Source organism: Kineococcus lubricus (assembly GCF_050871965.1).
Taxonomy (GTDB): domain Bacteria; phylum Actinomycetota; class Actinomycetes; order Actinomycetales; family Kineococcaceae; genus Kineococcus.
In genome coordinates this window covers 98914-117573 of sequence record NZ_JBJLSK010000007.1, presented here as the reverse complement: position 1 = coordinate 117573, position 18660 = coordinate 98914, and the positions used below count along the sequence as shown (strand labels likewise).

The window sequence follows — 18660 nt, the reverse complement described above, 5'->3', positions numbered from 1 at the left end:
GGTGAGCGACGTCGTCGTCTTCCACCACGCCCAGGGGCTGACCGCCGGGGTCCGGTCCCTGGCCGAGCGGCTGCGCGACGCCGGGCACCGCGTCCACACCCCCGACCTGTACGACGGGCGGACGTTCGCCACGCTGGAGGACGGCGTCGCCTTCGCCCGCACGACCGGTTTCGAGGAGGTCGCCGCGCGCGGGGTGCGGGCCGTCGAGGGCCTCACCGGCGACCTGGTGCTCGTCGGCGTCTCGCTGGGCGTCGTGCCGGCCGAGGGCATCGCCATGACCCGCCCCGGGGTCAGCGGCGTCGTGCTGGTCAGCGGGGTCGTCCCGCCGGCCGCCCTCGGCCGGCCCTGGCCCGAGGACCTGGCCGTGCAGGTCCACGCGATGCGCGACGACCCCGACGGCGACGTCGAGGAGGCGCGGCAGCTGGTCGCCGGGCTCGACGCCGCGGAGCTGTTCCTCTACGACGGCGACGCGCACCTGTTCGTGGACGACAGCCTGCCCGAGTACGAACCCGCCGCCACGCAGCTCCTGGTGGAGCGGGTGCTGGCCTTCGTCGCCGACCACTGACCCCGGACCGCACGCCGGGGCGTCGCGGCGGGTCAGCCGACGCCCGGCAGCCGGTGGCCCATCCGGTCCCGCTTGGTCCGCAGGTACCGCAGGTTGTCGCTCGTCTGCGCGACCGGCAGGTCGCGGCGGCGCAGCACCGGGATCCCGTGCGCCTCCAGCGCCCGCACCTTCACGGGGTTGTGCGTCATGAGCTCGACGTCGCGGACCCCCAGGTCGCGCAGCACGGCCGCGGCGCCGGTGTAGTCGCGCGCGTCGACGGGCAGCCCGAGGTCGAGGTTCGCCTCGACCGTGTCGCGCCCGGCCTCCTGCAGGGCGTAGGCGGCGATCTTCTCCGCCAGGCCGATGCCCCGCCCCTCCTGGCCCCGCAGGTACAGCACCACGCCGCGGCCCTGCGCGGTGATCGCGTCCAGGGCCGCGTGCAGCTGCGGGCCGCAGTCGCAGCGCAGCGACCCCAGCACGTCGCCGGTCAGGCACTCCGAGTGCAGGCGGACGAGGACGTCGTGCCCGTCCCCGATCTCCCCGGCGACCAGGGCCAGGTGCTCCACCCCGTCGGCCTGCCGGTGGGCCACGGCGCGGAACGTCCCGGAGGTCGTCGGCAGCACGGCCTCCCCGACCCGGGTCACCGGCAGGTGGGGGTGCTCGTCCAGCCCGTCGGCGTGCAGCTCCGCCGCGTCCGTCACGGGACCCCGGTCAGGCCGCCGTGGCGACGCGCACCTGGCGCTTCACCCGGGCCAGCATCCCCGTCATGCCCCGCATCCGCAGCGGGCTCACGGCCTGCTCCAGGCCGAGCCGGTGGCACACGTCCGCGGGCAGGTCCAGCACGACGTCCGCGGGCAGCCCGTCCAGGCCCTCCTGCAGGACACCGGCGAACCCGCGCGTCGTCGGGGCCTCCGCGGGAGCGGCGACGTGCAGGTGCACGGCGTTCGCGTCGTCCACCTGCACGGCGATGAACACCGGCGACTGGCACTCGTCGACGCGTTCCATCCTCTCCAGGTGCCCGTCCAGCTCCGGCGGCAGCGGCCGCAGGCCCTGGCTGAACTCCAGCAGCAGCTGCAGGCGCTCGCGCTCGCCGAGCGCCTGGAAGTCCTCGACGATCCCGGCCATCGCCGGCGGCAGACCGCTGGTCGGGTCGTCGTCCAGCCCCGACGTCACTTGACCGAACCCTTGTCCTCGCCGCGGGCGATGGGGACGCGCACCGCGTTGCCCCACTCCGTCCACGAGCCGTCGTAGTTGCGGACCCGCTCGAAACCGAGCAGCTGGGACAGCACGAACCAGGTGTGGCTGGACCGCTCCCCGATGCGGCAGTACGCGATCACGTCGTCGTCGGGGGACAGGCCCTTCTCGTCCTGGTAGATCGCCTCCAGCTCCGCCCGGCTGCGGAAGGTGCCGTCCTCGGCGGCCGCCCGCGCCCACGGCACCGAGTCCGCGCCCGGGATGTGCCCGCCGCGGACCGTGCCCTCGTCGGGGTAGTCGGGCATGTGGGTGCGCTCACCGGTGTACTCCGGCAGGGAGCGGACGTCGACGAGCTTGCCGCCCAGGTGGGCCAGGACGTCCTCCTTGAACGCGCGGACCGCCGCGTCCTGGCGCTCCACGACCGGGTACTGCGTCGCCGGCCGCCGGGGCGCCTCGGTGGTCATCTCGCGCCCCTCGGCGACCCACTTCGCGCGGCCGCCGTCGAGCAGCCGCACGTCCGGGTGGCCGAACAGGGTGAAGACCCACAGCGCGTACGCCGCCCACCAGTTGTTCTTGTCGCCGTAGATCACCACGGTGTCCTCGCGGGAGATGCCCTTGGCCGACATCAGGCGGGCGAACCCCTCGCCGTCGACGTAGTCGCGGGTCACCGGGTCGTTCAGCTCGGTGTGCCAGTCGACCTTCACCGACCCCGGCACGTGGCCGGTGTCCCACAGCAGCACGTCCTCGTCGCTCTCGACGACGACCAGCCCGGGCTCACCCAGGTGCTGCGCCAGCCAGCCGGTCGTGACCAGCTTCTCGGGGTGTGCGTAGGCGGCGAGCTTGGCGTCGGTGTCCAGCGGGGTGCTCACGTGCGTCCTCCAGCGACTCGGTCGGCTACGAGAACGTCGTGGGCTGCCCGACCGTTCCCGCCGCCCGCGATCCTGCCAGACCCGTCCGGCGCCGGCGCCGTCCGCTCACTAGGCTGGACCGTCGTGACCGGCTCTCAGATGCGACTGGACTCCCTCGCCGACCGCAACCCCCGCGTCCCCCCGCAGCAGCTGGTCGCCGAGCTCGTCCCGCCGCCCCGGTTCTCCGACGTCCGGTTCGCCACGTACGTGCCCGCCCCCGAGCACCCCTCCCAGGCCGAGGCCGTCGCCGGCATGAGCGCCTTCGGCGAGCGCGTCCTGGCCGGCCCGCCCCGCCGCCGGCTCTTCGGCCGGCGCTCCGCGCCCGCCGGGCCGCCGGGGATCTACCTCGACGGCGGGTTCGGCGTCGGCAAGACCCACCTGCTGTCCTCCCTGTTCCACCAGGTCGTCACCGAGGGCGGCCGCACCGCCGCGTACGGCACCTTCGTGGAGTACACCAACCTCGTCGGGGCCCTCGGCTTCCTGCCCGCCGTGGAGGCGCTGGCCCCCCACCAGCTCGTGTGCATCGACGAGTTCGAGCTCGACGACCCCGGCGACACCGTCCTGATGTCGCGCCTCATGCGCGAGCTCGTCGACCGCGGCGTCAAGCTCGCCGCCACCTCCAACACCCTGCCCGGGGCGCTGGGGGAGGGCCGGTTCGCCGCCCAGGACTTCCAGCGCGAGATCCAGGCCCTCGCCGGGCAGTTCGCGGTCCAGCGCGTCGACGGGGAGGACTACCGCCACCGCGGCCTGCCCGCCGCCCCCGCCCCGCTGTCCGACGCCGACGTCGAACGGGTCGCCACCGGCCGCGAGGGCGCCACGTTCGACGACTTCGCGACCGTGCTCGCCCACCTCGCCGAGGTCCACCCCAGCCGCTACGGCGCCATGGTCGGCTCCACCACCGCGGTCTGCTTCCGCGACGTGCGCACCGTCACCGACCAGATGGTGGGGCTGCGGCTCGTCGTCCTCGCCGACCGGCTCTACGACCGGAACATCCCCGTCGTCGCCTCCGGCGTCCCGTTCGACGCGGTGTTCACCGACGAGCTCGTCAACGGCGGGTACCGCAAGAAGTACCTGCGCGCGGTGTCGCGGCTGTCGGCGCTGGCCCGGGACGGGGCGGCGCTCGCCTGAGCGCCGCCCCCCGGCAGGGGCCTCAGTCCCACTCCGTCGGCAGCGACGGGTCCCGGTGGTGGGCCAGCAGCCGCTCCAGCTCCCACCGGCTGATGCGCCGCTCGCTCAGCTCCGGCAGCTCCTCCAGCCCGAACCAGCCCACCTCCAGGGTCTCCAGCTCGCTCGGCGCGACGCGCTCGCCGACGACCCGGCACAGGAAGTACAGGTGGAACACGCTGACCGGCATCGGCGGCTGCTTGCCCCGCGCGTCGCGCTCCCAGACCCCGACGACCTTGACGACCTCCACGGGCCAGCCGGTCTCCTCCAGCACCTCCCGCACGGCGGCCGGGCCGGGCCGGTCGCCGGGGTCGGCCCAGCCGCCCGGCAGCGACCACAGCCCGTCGCTGCGCTCGCGCAGCAGCAGGAACCGCTCGCGGTCGTCGACCACCCCGGCCCGCACGTCGACCTTCGGGGTCGCGTACCCGGTGTCGGCGTCCAGGACCGCGCGCAGCACCTCCCGCGGGGTCGTGGACACCGCGGTCAGCAGGTCGGCGGCCAGTTCGGTCAGCTCGCGGTAGCGGGCCGCGTCGTAGTCCTTGGCCGGGTCCCCCACGGAGTACGTCAGCCCGTCCTGGGCCAGCGCGGCGATGCGGACCGCCGCCCGGCGGACGTCGTCGGTGGGCACGGGGCCGGACGGTCCGGTCACGCCGGCGACGCCACCCGCAGCACCACGACGGCCTCGGCGGCCGTCCGGACGCCCTCGCCGAGCAGTTCGGGGGCGGGTCCGTCGGTGAACGCGGCGAGCACCTCGAGGGGGGCCCCCTCGACCTCGACGTCGGCACCCTCGCCCAGCGTCACGACCACCCGCACGTCACCGCGGTGCAGCACCAGCGCGTTGCCGGCGACGTCCACCCGCACCCGGCGCAGGTCCGTGAACGGTGGCAGCTCCCGCCGCAGCGAGGTCAGGGTGCGGTACCAGTCGAGCACCCGCGCGTGGGCGGGTTCACCGAGCTCCTCCCAGCGCAGCACCGAGTTCTCCCGGGTCGCGGGGTCCTGCGGGTCCGGCACGTCCTCGGCGTCCCAGCCGTGGCTGCCGAACTCCCCGCGCCGGCCCTCGCTGACGGCCTTGCCCAGCTCGGGGTCGGGGAAGCTGGTGAAGAACTGCCACTTCGTCGAGGCGTTCCACTCCTCACCCATGAACACCATGGGGGTGAAGGGTCCCAGCAGGTAGAGCGCCGCGCCCGCGGCCTGCCGGGTGACGGGCAGCAGGTGCCCGATCCGGTCCCCGACGGCCCGGTTGCCGACCTGGTCGTGGGTCTGCAGGTACCCCAGGAACGCCGTGCCCGGGACCGCCGCGCGGTCGACGGGTTTCCCCCACACCCGGTCGCGGAACGTGGAGAACCGCCCGGCGTGGAAGAACGCCTCCTCGAACACCGTCTTGACGACCTCGGGGTCGCCGAAGTCGGCGTAGTAGCCCTGCCGCTCACCGGTGAGCCAGGCGTGCAGCGCGTGGTGCACGTCGTCGTCCCACTGCGCGTCCATCCCGAACCCGCCCTGCGCGGTGGGGGTGACCATGACGGCGTCGTTGAGGTCGGACTCGGCGACCAGGCCCAGCGGCCGGCCCAGCTCGCGGGACAGCTCGGCCGTCTCGTCGGCCAGCTGCTGCAGCACGTGCCGGCCGGAGTCGTCGACCAGGGCGTGCACGGCGTCCAGGCGCAGCGCGTCGACGTGGAAGTCGCGGAACCAGCGCAGCGCGTTGTCGACGATCCAGCGGCGCACCTCCACGGAGTCGTCGTCGTCGAGGTTCACCGCGGCGCCCCACGGGGTGTCGTGCTTGTCGGTGAAGTACGGGCCGAACTCGGCCAGGTAGTTCCCGCTCGGGCCCAGGTGGTTGTAGACGCAGTCCAGGGCCACGGCCAGGCCCCTGGCGTGGCAGGCGTCCACGAACGCGGCCAGGCCGTGCGGGCCGCCGTACTCGTGCTGCACGGCGTACGGCGCGACGCCGTCGTACCCCCAGTTCCACGGCCCGTCCCACGCCGAGACGGGCAGCACCTCCACGACCTCCACCCCGAGGTCGACGAGGTGGTCGAGGTGCTCGGCGGCCGCGGCGAACGTCCCGGCCTCGGTGAACGTCCCGACGTGCAGCTCGTAGAACACCGCGCCGCGCACGTCCCGGCCCGGCCAGTCCCCGTCGGTCCAGCGGAACTGCGCGGGCTCGACGACGGCGCTGGGGCCGTGCACCCCCTCGGGCTGCCAGCCCGACCGCGGGTCCGGGCGCGGGTCGCCGCCGTCGAGCCGGAACGCGTACCGGCTCCCGCTCCCCTCGGCGCTCCACCACCCCGGCCGGGGGGAATCGGTGCGCCGCATCGGGACACCGGTTCCGTCGAGGACGAGTTCCACCTCACGCGCGCGCGGCGCCCACACTCCGAACTGCATGGGCCCACCCTGTCGGACGAGCGGCCCGGCGGCGACTCGTGGCCGCCGGGCCGTCCGGGTCAGGGTTCGCGGACGAGCAGCGCGACGGGCAGCGCGGCGAGCAGGTCGGCGATCCGCACCGAACCGCCGTCGTGCACGGCGTCGTCGAAGGCGTTGCGCCAGCGGCCCTCGGGCAGGGTCAGGGTGTGCTCGCCCCAGCCGCCGTTGCGTTCGAGCGAGACGGACAGCCGGGTGGTGACGGCGACCGCCACCGGGGCGGCCACCGGCCCGCGGGCGAACGCGAGGGCGTTGCCCGTCGAGGTCGGCACGGGGGAGTAGTCCCCGCCGGCGAACGCGTCCGGGTGGTCCCGGCGCACGCGCAGCGAGCGCGAGACGACGAGCAGCTTCTCGTCGTCGAGGTCGGCCGGGGCCCGGCCCGCGTCCAGCGCCTCCAGCCGCTGCGCCCGCTGCCCGTAGTCGACGGCCCGCCGGTTGTCCGGGTCGACCAGGGACAGGTCGACGACCTCGCTGCCCTGGTAGACGTCGGGGACGCCGGGCATGAGCAGCTGCACGAACTTCTGGCTCAGCAGCGCCACCCGCGCGGCCGGGGCGGAGGCGTCCACGAACGCCGCGACGGCGGCCAGGACCTGCTCGTCGCCCAGCACGCCGGTCGCGAACCGCTCCACGGCGGCCTCGTACGCCTCGTCCGGGGCCGTCCACGTGGTGTGGTCCTTCGCCTCGCGGGTCGCCTTGCGCAGGTACTCCAGGAGCCGGTCGGCGCTGATCGGGCCGTCCGCGCCCCAGGTGCCGAACACCGTCTGCCAGATCAGCACCTCGGTGCGGGCGTCCAGCTCGGCCGAGCGGTGCTCGGCGGCCAGCTCCCGCCACGACGCCAGCGCCTCGGCCCACTCCGCGGTGAACTCCGACAGCACCGACAGCCGCGCCCGGACGTCCTCGCTGCGCTTGGTGTCGTGCGTCGACAACGTCGTCATGGTCGCGGGCCAGTCCCGGGCCAGGCGGCCGGCGAAGGCGTGGAACTCCTCCGGGGAGGTCCCGAACCGGGTCGGGTCGCCGCCGACCTCGTTGAGCGAGCTCAACCGGAACCACCGGTAGAAGGCGGTGTCCTCGATGCCCTTGGCCATCACCGGCCCGCAGGTCTGCTGGAACCGGACGACGAACTCGGCCGCGCGCGGGTCGTCCGCGGCGGCGCGGCCCAGCGCGAGGTCGACGACGACGGCGAGGGTGTCGTGCCGCTCGGCCGGCAGGCGGGTCCGTGCGGTCTCGGCGGCGTGGTCCAGCACCGCGACCGCCTCCGCCGGGGCCGTCTCGCCCGGGACGACGTAGGCGCGGTACTGCTCGACGGCGACGAGGAGCTCCACGACGGACTCGTGCAGACCCCGGCGGGTGTGGTCGCGCAGGTTCACGTCGTCGTGGCAGATGCCGGCCAGCAGCTCGACGAGGCGGTGGACCTCGGCGTACAGGCCGTGCTCGACGACCTCGCGCTTGGCCTCCTCGACGATCGCGTGGAAGGGGCGCGACTGCTCGGTGAGGTCGGCGTACAGCGTCGACAGCGGCTCGGCCCCCGCGGGGTCGAGGAACACCCCGCCGACGCGCTGCAGCGCGTCATACCCGGTCGTCCCGGCGCACGCCCAGTCGGTCGGCAGCAGCTCGTCGCCCTCGAGGATCTTCTCCACCACGACCCACGCCGACGACCCGTCCCGCTCGGTGGCGGCGGCCAGCCGGGCCAGGTACCCGCGCGGGTCGGCCAGGCCGTCGGGGTGGTCGATCCGCAGGCCCTGCAGGTCCCCCGAGCGCACCAGCTCCAGCATCAGCTCGTGGGTGGCGTCGAAGACCGCGGGGTCCTCCACGCGGACCGCGGCGAGGGTGTCCACGTCGAAGAAGCGCCGGTAGTTCAGCTCCTCGTCGGCGACCCGCCAGTGCGCCAGCCGGTACCACTGCCGGTCGACGAGCTGCTCCAGCGGCAGGTCCTCGGTGCCCGGCCGGACCGGGAAGACGTGGTCGTAGTAGCGCAGCACCGGTTCGTCCCCGCTGCGGTCCAGGGACAGCTCCCCGGCCGCGAGCACCTGGCCGATCCGCTGCCCGAGCACGGCCATGAGGATCGCCCGGTCCGGCACCGACCAGTCGACGTCGAACCAGGACGCGAACGGCGAGCCCGGCCCCTCGCGCAGCACCGACCACAGCTGGGCGTTGTCCCGGGCGGGGGTGGGGACCGCGACGTGGTTGGGCACGACGTCGGCGACCGCGCCCAGCCCGTGCGCGCGCAGCTGCGCGGACAGCCGGTCGAAGGCCTCGCGCCCGCCCGCCTCGGGGTTCAGCCGCGAGTGGTCCACGACGTCGTACCCGTGCATCGACCCCTTCGCGGGGGCCAGGATCGGGGACAGGTAGGCGTGCGAGACGCCCAGCGCGGCCAGGTACGGCGCGCGGTCCGCGGCGTCGTCGAAGGTGAAGGCGGGCTGGATCTGCAGCCGGTAGGTGCCGGTCGGTACCACCGCGGGGCGGTAGCTCACTTGTCCCCCAGGGGTTCACGGGCCAGGACGAGGATGGAGCGGGCCGCCACCGGCAGCCGGGCGCCGGGGGAGAAGGCGGACTCCTCGGTGAAGATCGAGACGATGCCGACCTGGTCGTCGGCGGTGTCCAGCCGCGGGCGCCAGTCGTCGCCGTAGGCCTTCTCCGGCAGGGTGAACTCCACCTGCTCGTGCCAGGGGTTGTACAGCACCAGGAACGAGTCGCCGACGATGCGCTCCCCGCGCCGGTCCGGTTCGGGGATGGCCTCGCCGTTGAGGAACACCATGACGGTGCGGTTGGAGTGGTCGGCCCAGTCGGCGTCGGTCATCTCGTGGCCCTCGTTGGAGAACCACTCGATGTCGCCGACCTCGCTCTCACCGCCGCGGCCGGCCTCCCCGGCGAAGAACCGGCGGCGCTGGAACACCGCCTCGGAGCGGCGCAGCGCGACGATCCGGCGGCTGAACTCCAGCAGCTCGCGCTGCGGCTCGGACAGGTCCCAGTGCACCCAGGACAGCTCGTTGTCCTGGCAGTACACGTTGTTGTTGCCGCGCTGGGTGCGGCCCAGCTCGTCGCCGTGCAGGATCATCGGCACGCCCTGCGACAGCAGCAGCGTCGTCAGCAGGTTGCGGTGCTGGCGCGCGCGCAGCGCGATGATCTCCGGGTCGTCCGTCTCGCCCTCGACGCCGCAGTTCCAGGACCGGTTGTGCGACTCGCCGTCGTTGCCGCCCTCGCCGTTGGCGTCGTTGTGCTTCTCGTTGTACGAGACCAGGTCCCGCATCGTGAAGCCGTCGTGGGCGGTGACGAAGTTGATGCTTGCGATGGGCTTGCGCCCGGAGTGCTCGTACAGGTCCGAGGAGCCGCTGATGCGGCTGGCGAACTCGCCCAGCGTCTTCGGCTCCCCCCGCCAGAAGTCGCGGACGGTGTCGCGGTACTGCCCGTTCCACTCGGTCCACAGCGGCGGGAACCCGCCCACCTGGTACCCACCGTCGCCGACGTCCCAGGGCTCGGCGATGAGCTTGACCTGGGAGACGACCGGGTCCTGCTGCACGAGGTCGAAGAAGGCGCTGAGCCGGTCGACCTCGTGGAACTGCCGGGCCAGCGTGGCGGCGAGGTCGAAGCGGAAGCCGTCGACGTGCATCTCGGTCACCCAGTACCGCAGCGAGTCCATGATGAGCTGCAGGACGTGCGGGGACCGCATGAGCAGGCTGTTGCCGGTGCCGGTGGTGTCGAAGTAGTGCTTCTTGTCGTCGTCGACGAGGCGGTAGTACGCCTGGTTGTCGATGCCGCGGAAGCACAGCGTCGGGCCCATGTGGTTGCCCTCGGCGGTGTGGTTGTAGACGACGTCGAGGATGACCTCGATGTTCGCCTCGTGCAGCGCCCGCACCATCGACTTGAACTCCTGGACCTGCTGACCGCGCTGACCGGTCGAGGAGTAGGCGTTGTGCGGGGCGAAGAAGCCGATGGTGTTGTAGCCCCAGTAGTTGGACAGCCCCTTGTCGACGAGGTGGGTGTCCTGCACGAACTGGTGGACCGGCATCAGCTCGACGGCCGTGATGCCCAGGGCGGTGAGGTGCTCGATGACCGCCGGGTGGGCCATCGCCGCGTAGGTCCCGCGGATCTCCTCCGGCACGTCCGGGTGCAGCATCGTCAGGCCCTTGACGTGCGCCTCGTAGATCACCGACTCGTGGTACTCGTGCCCGGGGCGGCGGTCGTTGCCCCAGTCGAAGAACGGGTTGACCACGACCGAGAGCATCGTGTGCCCCAGGCTGTCCTCGACGTTCACCTCGTCGGGACGGTCGAAGTAGTAGGAGAACAGCGACTCGTCGCCGTCGACCTGCCCCTCGATGGCCTTGGCGTAGGGGTCGAGCAACAGCTTCTCCGGCTGGCAGCGCGACCCGCTCTCGGGGTGGAAGGGACCATGGACGCGGTAGCCGTAGCGCTGGCCGGGCATCACCGCGGGCAGGTAGGCGTGCCAGACGAAGCCGTCGACCTCGGGCAGGTCGAGGCGCTGCTCCTCGCCGCTGTCGTCGATGAGGCACAGCTCGACCCGCTCGGCGACCTCGGAGAACAGGGCGAAGTTCGTCCCGGCCCCGTCGTAGGTGGCGCCCAGGGGGTAGGGCCGTCCGGGCCAGATCTGCATCGGGGGGGTTCCTCCAGCGGTGAGGGCGGTCGCGCGGTGATCGGTGGAGCGGGTGGTGCCACGTCATCATGTCGGTAGACGCCGCCGAGCACCTCCCGAGCGCCCCCGCGGGCCCGGCCGGGGTGGCGGCGGACCCGGGGCCGGTGGTCCGGCTACCGTGTCCCGGTGCCCGTGGAGCCCTCCCGTCCGGGTCAACACCGCCCCGACCGCGGCGCGCCGGACCACCGGGAGGACGAGGTGAGCATGCACGAGGCCCTGCCCGGTCGCCAGACCCCGCCGCCGGCGGAGCCGGACCGGCCGCGGGCCGAGCGCGCCCGGGGCCCGCTGCCGCTGCGCGCGTGGCGGGACCTGCGGACGCTGGCCGCCGGGACCCTGGAGGCCTGCATGCGCTTCCGGGTGACGGGGCTGGCGGCCGAGGGCGGCTTCTTCGCCCTGCTCTCCCTGCCGCCGCTGGTCTTCGGGCTCGTCGCGAGCCTGGGGTACCTGGGGCGCTGGCTGGGGGAGGAGGACGTCACCGCCGCCCGGTCCGAGCTCACCCGGGTCACCGAGTCGCTGTTCACGTCCCAGGCCATCGCCGACGTCATCCTGCCCACCTTCGACTCGGTGACGACCGCCGGGCGCGCGGACCTGACCCTGCTGGCCTTCGCGGTGAGCGTCTGGTCGGGGTCGCGCGCGCTCAACGTCTACGTCGACACGATCGCGATCATGTACGGCCTCGGCGGGCACCGCGGCATCGTCCGGACCCGGCTGCTGTCCCTGTCGACGTACCTGGTGGCCCTGCTCGTCGGGGTCGTCGTCGTGCCCCTGGTGCTCATCGGGCCGCGGCTGCTGGGGCACTGGCTGCCGGCCGACCTGGGCTGGCTCGTGACGCTGTACTGGCCGGTCGTGCTCGTCCTGTCGGTCTTCTGCCTGGCGACCCTGTACCACCTGTCCACACCCGTGCGCTCGCGGTGGTGGCGCGACGTGCCCGGCGCGCTGCTGGCGCTCGTGGGCTGGCTGGGCATCTCCTGGGTCCTGCGCTGGGCCCTGTCGTTCTCGGTGGCCGGGCCGTCCACGTCGATCTACGGCCCGCTGGCCGCCCCGATCGTCGTGCTCATCTGGTTCTACTTCCTGGCGATCACGGTGCTCATCGGGGCGGCGCTGAACTCCGCGGTCGACCGCGTCTGGCCCGACCCCACCAAGGCCGCCGCCCGCGAGGCCGCCCGGGTGCAGGCGGCCGAGCGGCGGCGGTGGGTCCCCTGAGCGGTCAGCGGCGCGGCAGGGCCACCCGCGAGTAGCGGTAGCCGACCATGCGCTGGAAGTGCCGCAGGCCGTTCGACAGCTGCGGCGGTGGGGTGGAGTCGGTCAGGTAGCGGACGCCGCGCTCGGCGAGGGCCTGCACGAGCACCGGCATGAGCAGGTAGCGCGCGTCGCTGTGCGCGGGGGAGGCCCCCAGCGTGCGGAAGTACCGCAGCAGCGCCCACTCGCCGTCCACCGGGGTGACGGACAGCATGATCGGCTCGCCGTCGGCGTCGGTGGCGACGATCCACAGGTCGTGCTCGAGGAGGTCGGAGTTGTCGGGGGCGGCGTTGCGGTACTGCGCGTCGGCGTGGACCTGCTCGGCGGCGTTGGCGCGCTCGACCAGGGCCCGGCGCTCGGCCGGGTCGTCGACGAAGCGGTACCCGACGCCCTTCTTCTGCGCCGCGCGGACCTTGCGGCGCAGCGTCTGGCGGTTGGCGCCGACGACGTAGTCCGCCCCGTCGGCCGGGACGTCGAGCACCGCGACCCCGGTGGAGGCCACGGTCAGGCCGCCCAGGTGGCGGGTGAGCAGCGTCGAGCGCAGCACCCGCCCGGCCGGGCCGTCACCCAGGACCGCCGGGATCCGCGGCAGCCGCAGGACCGCCCCGACTGCCGCGGCGGTGGTCACGGGGTTGCGGGCGGCGAACCGCAGGGCGTGCCCGCTGCCGTCGGCCGCCTTCTCCTCGCGGTCGGCGACGTAGTCGGTCAGGAAGGTCGCCAGGGCGGCCTCGGAGGTGCGCTCGGCGAGCCGGCGCGGCAGGTCCTCGCGCACGAACCGGGCGGCCGCGCCCAGGCCGTCCCGGACCCGTGCGGGGCGCGGACCGCCGTCCTCGGGGCCGTGGCGGTGCGGGGCACCGGTGGAGACGAGACGGACCAGGTCGAGCGCGCGCACGGCAGAGGACTCCTCGGGTCGGGATCGGTGGGGTGGTGCCTGTCGGTCAGCGGGTGGTGCGGCCGCGGCCGGCGGGCGAGGGGCCCGGCGGCGCGGGGGGCGGCGCGGCCGGGACCGGCGCCGGCGAGCGCGAGGTCACGGGCGCAGCCTGCACCGCGGACCTGGGGGGAGGCTCGGACCCGGTGCACGCGGACCGTGTGACTCCCGAGCTGTCGGGCGCTGGGAGGGGGACGGCATGGACGTCACAGTACGTACTCGGCGTCGCGCCCACGGCCTCGTTACGGATTCGTTAACCCGTTGAGCCGCAAGCGGATCCGCCACGTGAGTGACGACTCGTCACCGTCCGTTCCTCACGTTGCGTGAGGGTGCGACGAGTGGATGCCGTGCGTGAGGGGGACTGTCCCCGGGAACGACGAGAGGGCCGGGTCCGTTGTCGGACCCGGCCCTCTCGGGGGGTGGTGGGCGATACTGGGATCGAACCAGTGACCTCTTCCGTGTCAGGGAAGCGCGCTACCGCTGCGCCAATCGCCCTCGTCCTCCGTCCTGGGAGCTACCCAGGACCGAGTGGAGGTGGAGACGGGATTCGAACCCGTGTGGACGGCTTTGCAGGCCGCTGCCTAACCTCTCGGCCACTCCACCGTGAAGCTCGTGCCCGGCAAGCCGAACCCCCGAGCGGACGACCGGACTCGAACCGGCGACCCTAACCTTGGCAAGGTTATGCGCTACCAACTGCGCTACGTCCGCGTGCCCCGCGTTCCCCCGCCGTTTCCGGCCGGTTCCCCGTGGCGTTGAAAACATTAGCCGACATCCCCGGCTCGGCCAAATCCCCTCCCGGCCGGCGCGGGCGGACCGCGGGGAACCGTTGCGGCGCAACACCCCCGGTGGCGGCTGAGGGGAGCCGGGACGCCCGGCCCGGCCGGGACGACGACGGGCCCGCCCCGGCCTCGGTGCCGGGACGGGCCCGTCGGGGCACGTCGCGTCGTCGGGTCAGGACACCAGGCGGGCGATCAGCTCGTCCAGGTCCAGGTGGCGGCTCTCCCGGCCGGGGGGCACCAGGGCGTCGGCGCGGCGCAGGAAGCGCCGCACGTCGGCCTCGTCGGCCTCCAGCTCCGCGTTGCCGTCCGGGGACGACAGGCGCAGCAGGGTGCGCGGGCGACCGTCGGGGGACTCCGGGCACGGCCGCACCTGCACGTCTCCGGTGCCGGCGGGTGCGGTCAGCCCCTCCCTCAACAGGTCCCGAGCGAAGACCCACTCCACGTCGGCGTCGCCACCGCGGAAGACCGCGTGGATGGCGTACGGGTCGTCAGCTCCGTAGTGGAGGCTGGCGGGGACGGGGAGTCCCGGACCGCTGGTGGTCCGGAGCCGCAAGGACACGTCGACGTCGACCTCGGTCTTGCGGTGCGGCAGTGCAGGCACGTCGACCTCCGTGTGCTCATGGCCGCTGACGGGCTCCAGCGACCGTGTTGACGAGTTTCCCACCGATGCGGCTCTTGAAACACTCGAACGACGCAACTCGGACGTCGGCGCGTCGCCGTCGGTTCCCCCGGCGTTCGGCGGGGTGTGCCGGGCGGGCGCGGCGGCCGGTCCGGCGTCCCCGAAACCTGCACATCCGCCGGGAGCGTCCGGCCCCCGTCGGTCGTTGGACACCCCGACGACGAGGACGGCGGGACGCGACCGGTGGGCGGTCGCCGGGCCCGCGGTGGACGGGAGCACGGGGTGCGAGCTGTGCACGACACGCACGACGCGAGGGGCGCCGGGGACGCCGTGGAGCGGTCCGGTGAGGACCCGGTGGCCCCCGGGGGCGGGGCGTTGCCCGACCCTCCCGCGGCACCCGCGCGGGTGCGCGGGGAGGTGGGTGGCGAGGCGCCCGGCGGGGCGGCCGGCGAGACGGCCGGCGAGGCGGCCGCGCTGACCCCCCACCAGCACCGCGTGCGCCGGGCCCGGGCGGCGCTGCACGCCCGCCGCGAGCGCATCCGCGCCGACGCCCACCGCAACCGCGTGTACCGCGCGGTGGTCGGCGCCCTCGGCTCCCTGGTCGTCGTCGTGGGGCTGGCGCTGGTCCCGCTGCCCGGTCCGGGGTGGCTGGTGGTGTTCATGGGGCTGGCGGTCCTGGGGACGGAGTTCTCCTCCGCGCAGCGCCTCAAGCGCTTCGGGGAGCGCCAGGTGCACCGCTGGACCCGGTGGATCGCGCGGCGGTCCCTGGCCACCCGCGCCGCCCTGGGGACGGGGGCCGCCGCCGGGGGGGCCGCGCTGGTCTGGGGGTACCTCGCCTGGCAGGGGCTGCCGAGCTGGACGCCGGAGGTCGTCACCGCCCAGCTGCGCTGGGTCCCGGGGCTGTGACGCCCGAGGGCCCGCGGACCTGCGTGGTCGTGAGCACGGCCCCGGGTCCGGTATGGTTCTCAGGCCGGTCGCGTTCAGCGCGACGACCGGGCGATTAGCTCAGTGGTAGAGCACTTCGTTCACACCGAAGGGGTCACTGGTTCGAACCCAGTATCGCCCACCCAGCACAATCGCGGGGTGTCCGTCACCGGAACCCTGCGCGAGATCGGCCTCTTCCCCGTGAAGTCCACCCGGGGGCTCTTCCCCCCGTCGGCGCCCGTCGGTCCCGACGGCCTGGACGGTGACCGCGCCTTCGCGGTGCTCGACGCCGCCGGCGACGTCCTCGCCGCCAAGCGGCACCCGGCCCTGGCCCGGCTGACGCCCGTGCCCTCCCCGGCCGGCCCGCGGCTCGCCGTCCCCGGCGACGTCCCGCTGGAGGACTTCCTCGGCGTCCCCGGGGCCGTGGTGGGGCCCGTGCCCGGCGGTGCCCGGCAGGTCGCCGCCGTCCACGTCGTGACCGTGCGGCAACGGGCCGCCGCCGGGGCGGGGGACACCTCCCGGGCCAACCTCGTCCTCGACCTGCCCGGGCCCGACGAGCCGCCGGCCGGGGACTGGGTCGGGCGCGGGCTGCGGGTCGGGGCCGTCCACCTGGAGGTCGTGGCCGTCCCCCGGCACTGCGGGGGAGCGTTCGCCCGGGTGCGCACGCCCGGCACCGTCCGGGTCGGGGACGTCGCCGAACTCCTGCCCGCCGGGCCCGGCTAGAGTCGTCCGGTCGACCCGTCCGACCAACCCCGGAGGCCCGCGGTGCCCGCCCAGCTGTCCATCACCCGTTCCGGCGAGCCGCAGCAGGTCGCCGCCGGCACGACGGCGGGCGAGCTGTTCACCGAGGACCGGGACGTCGTCGTCGCCCGCGTCAACGGCGAGCTGCGCGACCTCTCGCACGTCCTGGCCGACGGGGACGTCGTCGAGGGGGTCCCGGTGTCCTCCGACGAGGGCCTGGCCGTCCTGCGGCACTCCACCGCGCACGTGATGGCCCAGGCCGTCCAGCAGCACTTCCCCGAGGCCAGGCTCGGCATCGGCCCGCCGATCCGCGACGGCTTCTACTTCGACTTCGACGTCGAGCGGCCCTTCACCCCCGAGGACCTCAAGACGATCGAGAAGACGATGCAGCGCATCGTCAAGGAGGGGCAGCGGTTCGTCCGCCGCGACGTCTCCGACGACCAGGCCCGGGCCGCGATGGCCGCCGAGCCCTTCAAGCTCGAGCTCATCGGGCTGAAGTCCAGCGCCGGGGAGGCCGCCGAGGGCGCCTCCGCCGAGGTCGGCGAGGGCGGCCTGTCGATCTACGACAACGTCCGGCGCGACGACACCGTCGCCTTCAGCGACCTGTGCCGCGGCCCGCACGTCCCCACCACCCGGCTCGTCGGCAACGGCTTCAGCCTGCTGCGCAGCGCCGCCGCCTACTGGCGCGGCAGCGAGAAGAACCCGCAGCTGCAGCGCATCTACGGCACCGCCTGGCCCTCCAAGGACGAGCTGAAGGCCTACCAGGAGCGGGTCGCCGAGGCCGAGCGCCGCGACCACCGGCGCCTGGGCGCCGAGCTGGACCTCTTCTCCTTCCCCGACGAGATCGGCTCCGGCCTCGTCGTGTTCCACCCCAAGGGCGGGGTGGTCAAGCGGGAGATGGAGGACTACGTGCGCCGCCGTCACATCGAGGAGGGCTTCTCCTACGTCGGGACGCCGCACATCTCCAAGGGCGGCCTCTTCGAGACCTCCGGGCACCTGCCGTACTACGAGGACACGATGTTCCCCGGCATGGAGCTGGAGAACTCGAAGTACTACCTCAAGGCCATGAACTGCCCGATGCACAACCTGATCTTCCGCTCGCGCGGCCGGTCCTACCGGGAGCTGCCGCTGCGGTTCTTCGAGTTCGGGTCCGTGTACCGGTACGAGAAGTCCGGCGTCGTGCACGGCCTGACGCGGGTGCGCGGGCTGACCCAGGACGACTCGCACAGCTACGTCACGCCCGAGCAGGCGCCGGGTGAGATCAAGCACCTGCTGGACTTCGTCCTGGGGCTGCTGCGCGACTTCGGCCTCGACGACTACTACCTCGAGCTGTCCACCCGCGGGGACTCGGACAAGTTCATCGGCTCCGACGAGGAGTGGGCCAAGGCCACCGAGGTCCTGGAGACCGCGGCCCGCGAGACCGGCCTGGAACTGGTCGCCGACCCCGGCGGCGCGGCGTTCTACGGCCCGAAGATCTCCGTTCAGGCCAAGGACGCCATCGGCCGCACCTGGCAGATGTCGACCATCCAGTACGACTTCAACCAGCCCGCCCGGTTCGAGCTGGAGTACACCGCCACCGACGGCTCCAAGCAGCAGCCGGTGATGATCCACTCGGCGAAGTTCGGCTCGCTGGAACGGTTCTTCGGGGTGCTCGTCGAGCACTACGCCGGCGCGTTCCCCCCGTGGCTGGCCCCCGTCCAGGTCGTCGGCATCCCCGTCGCCGACGCGCACGTCCCGCACCTGCTCGAGGTGGCGGACAAGCTGCGGGCCGCCGGGGTCCGCGTCGAGGTCGACGACACCGACGACCGGATGCCGAAGAAGATCCGCACCTGGACCAAGCAGAAGATCCCGTTCCTGCTCATCGCCGGGGCCGAGGACGTCGAGAACGGCGCGGTGTCCTTCCGCTTCCGCGACGGCAGCCAGGAGAACGGCGTCCCCGTCGCCGACGCCGTCGAACGCATCGCCGCGGCGGTGCGCGACCGGGTCCAGGTCTGAGGTGGGGACCGAACCCGCGGGGGACTTCGCGGGCGAACCCGACGGGTTCGGCCGGCTGTGGACCCCGCACCGGATGGCGTACATCCAGGGTGAGCACAAACCCGCCGACGCCGAGGCCGGGAGCTGCCCGTTCTGCCGGGCCCCCGGCCGCTCCGACGCCGACGGGCTGATCGTGCACCGCGGGGAGCACGTGTTCGCCGTCCTCAACCTGTTCCCGTACAACCCCGGCCACCTCATGGTGTGCCCCTACCGGCACGTCTCGGCCTACGTCGACCTCGACGCCGCCGAGCTCGCCGAGTTCACGGCGTTCACCCGTTCCGCCGTCCTGACCCTGCGGGCCGCCTCGAACCCCGCCGGGTTCAACCTGGGCATCAACCAGGGCGCCGTCGCCGGGGCGGGCATCGCCGCGCACCTGCACCAGCACGTCGTGCCCCGCTGGCAGGGCGACGCGAACTTCCTGCCCGTCGTCGGCCGCACCAAGGCGCTGCCCGAACTGCTCGAGGACACCCGGGCGCGACTCGCCGAGGCGTGGGTCACCGACCCGATCGCCTGAGCCCTACCC

16 protein-coding genes and 4 tRNA genes are annotated in these 18660 nt (G+C 73.8%); 8 read left to right on the top strand and 12 right to left on the bottom strand.

Translation table 11 applies throughout. The features are described 5' to 3' along the window. Window position 1: 1 nt before the first annotated feature. A complete protein-coding gene (locus tag ACRYRX_RS07230; protein WP_432511160.1) occupies window positions 2-565 on the top strand; it encodes a dienelactone hydrolase family protein in 564 nt (187 codons plus the stop codon). A 32-nt stretch (window positions 566-597) separates the two neighbouring features. Here the strand turns inward: ACRYRX_RS07230 and ribA are convergent, their stop codons facing one another. Genes ribA through ACRYRX_RS07215 form a run of 3 tightly spaced genes read right to left on the bottom strand, consistent with a single transcriptional unit; the run spans window position 598 to window position 2607 of the window. Next, entirely contained in the window at window positions 598-1245 is a 648-nt protein-coding gene (gene ribA, locus ACRYRX_RS07225) for a GTP cyclohydrolase II (RefSeq protein ID WP_432511159.1), read from the bottom strand. Window positions 1246-1255: 10 nt separating this feature from the next. Then, complete coding sequence (locus tag ACRYRX_RS07220; RefSeq protein ID WP_432511226.1) at window positions 1256-1669, bottom strand: SufE family protein; 414 nt, start codon at window positions 1667-1669, stop codon at window positions 1256-1258. A 44-nt stretch (window positions 1670-1713) separates the two neighbouring features. Continuing rightward, window positions 1714-2607 (bottom strand): sulfurtransferase, encoded by an 894-nt coding sequence (locus ACRYRX_RS07215; protein ID WP_432511158.1) that lies wholly within the window; start codon window positions 2605-2607, stop codon window positions 1714-1716. 138 nt (window positions 2608-2745) lie between these two features. Here ACRYRX_RS07215 and zapE point away from each other — a divergent pair, with 138 nt between their 5' ends. Further along, entirely contained in the window at window positions 2746-3774 is a 1029-nt protein-coding gene (zapE, locus tag ACRYRX_RS07210; RefSeq protein ID WP_432511225.1) for a cell division protein ZapE, read from the top strand. Between the two features lie 22 nt (window positions 3775-3796). Here the strand turns inward: zapE and ACRYRX_RS07205 are convergent, their stop codons facing one another. The 4 genes from ACRYRX_RS07205 to glgX are packed head-to-tail and all read right to left on the bottom strand — an operon-like array spanning window position 3797 to window position 10834. Further along, window positions 3797-4438, bottom strand: coding sequence for an NUDIX hydrolase N-terminal domain-containing protein (locus tag ACRYRX_RS07205; RefSeq protein WP_432511157.1), 642 nt, complete (start codon window positions 4436-4438; stop codon window positions 3797-3799). Between the two features lie 17 nt (window positions 4439-4455). Continuing rightward, window positions 4456-6189 carry a malto-oligosyltrehalose trehalohydrolase gene (treZ, locus tag ACRYRX_RS07200; protein ID WP_432511156.1) on the bottom strand — a complete coding sequence of 578 codons (1734 nt, stop codon included), beginning with the start codon at window positions 6187-6189 and terminating at the stop codon, window positions 4456-4458. 59 nt (window positions 6190-6248) lie between these two features. Beyond that, complete coding sequence (gene treY, locus ACRYRX_RS07195; protein WP_432511155.1) at window positions 6249-8678, bottom strand: malto-oligosyltrehalose synthase; 2430 nt, start codon at window positions 8676-8678, stop codon at window positions 6249-6251. Window positions 8679-8692: 14 nt separating this feature from the next. Next, window positions 8693-10834, bottom strand: coding sequence for a glycogen debranching protein GlgX (gene glgX, locus ACRYRX_RS07190; protein ID WP_432511154.1), 2142 nt, complete (start codon window positions 10832-10834; stop codon window positions 8693-8695). A 243-nt stretch (window positions 10835-11077) separates the two neighbouring features. On the opposite strand from glgX, the gene ACRYRX_RS07185 reads away from it, so the two are divergent. Beyond that, a complete protein-coding gene (locus ACRYRX_RS07185) occupies window positions 11078-12076 on the top strand; it encodes a YihY/virulence factor BrkB family protein (RefSeq protein ID WP_432511224.1) in 999 nt (332 codons plus the stop codon). Window positions 12077-12080: 4 nt separating this feature from the next. On the opposite strand, the gene ACRYRX_RS07180 is transcribed toward ACRYRX_RS07185, so the two are convergent. The 5 genes from ACRYRX_RS07180 to ACRYRX_RS07160 all read right to left on the bottom strand — a co-directional run bounded on the left by ACRYRX_RS07180 (window position 12081) and on the right by ACRYRX_RS07160 (window position 14420). Further along, a complete protein-coding gene (locus tag ACRYRX_RS07180; RefSeq protein ID WP_432511153.1) occupies window positions 12081-13004 on the bottom strand; it encodes a hypothetical protein in 924 nt (307 codons plus the stop codon). 456 nt (window positions 13005-13460) lie between these two features. Next, window positions 13461-13535, bottom strand: a tRNA-Val gene (locus ACRYRX_RS07175). Window positions 13536-13569: 34 nt separating this feature from the next. Then, window positions 13570-13643 (bottom strand) — tRNA-Cys (locus ACRYRX_RS07170). A gap of 32 nt (window positions 13644-13675) precedes the next feature. Next, window positions 13676-13748: transfer RNA gene (locus ACRYRX_RS07165), tRNA-Gly, on the bottom strand. 243 nt (window positions 13749-13991) lie between these two features. Beyond that, window positions 13992-14420: an SsgA family sporulation/cell division regulator gene (locus ACRYRX_RS07160; protein WP_432511152.1), complete on the bottom strand. Its 429-nt coding sequence runs from the start codon at window positions 14418-14420 to the stop codon at window positions 13992-13994. 309 nt (window positions 14421-14729) lie between these two features. On the opposite strand from ACRYRX_RS07160, the gene ACRYRX_RS07155 reads away from it, so the two are divergent. The 5 genes from ACRYRX_RS07155 (at window position 14730) to ACRYRX_RS07135 (ending at window position 18651) form a co-directional block, all read left to right on the top strand. Beyond that, a complete protein-coding gene (locus tag ACRYRX_RS07155; protein ID WP_432511151.1) occupies window positions 14730-15344 on the top strand; it encodes a TIGR02611 family protein in 615 nt (204 codons plus the stop codon). Between the two features lie 88 nt (window positions 15345-15432). Further along, a tRNA-Val gene (locus ACRYRX_RS07150) sits at window positions 15433-15504 on the top strand. Window positions 15505-15521: 17 nt separating this feature from the next. Next, window positions 15522-16085 carry an MOSC N-terminal beta barrel domain-containing protein gene (locus tag ACRYRX_RS07145; protein ID WP_432511150.1) on the top strand — a complete coding sequence of 188 codons (564 nt, stop codon included), beginning with the start codon at window positions 15522-15524 and terminating at the stop codon, window positions 16083-16085. 42 nt (window positions 16086-16127) lie between these two features. Beyond that, entirely contained in the window at window positions 16128-18098 is a 1971-nt protein-coding gene (gene thrS, locus ACRYRX_RS07140; protein WP_432511149.1) for a threonine--tRNA ligase, read from the top strand. Window position 18099: 1 nt separating this feature from the next. After that, the gene (locus ACRYRX_RS07135) at window positions 18100-18651 is read left to right on the top strand and encodes an HIT family protein (protein ID WP_432511148.1); all 552 of its coding nucleotides are present in this window, start codon (window positions 18100-18102) and stop codon (window positions 18649-18651) included. The last annotated feature ends 9 nt before the right edge of the window (window positions 18652-18660 follow it).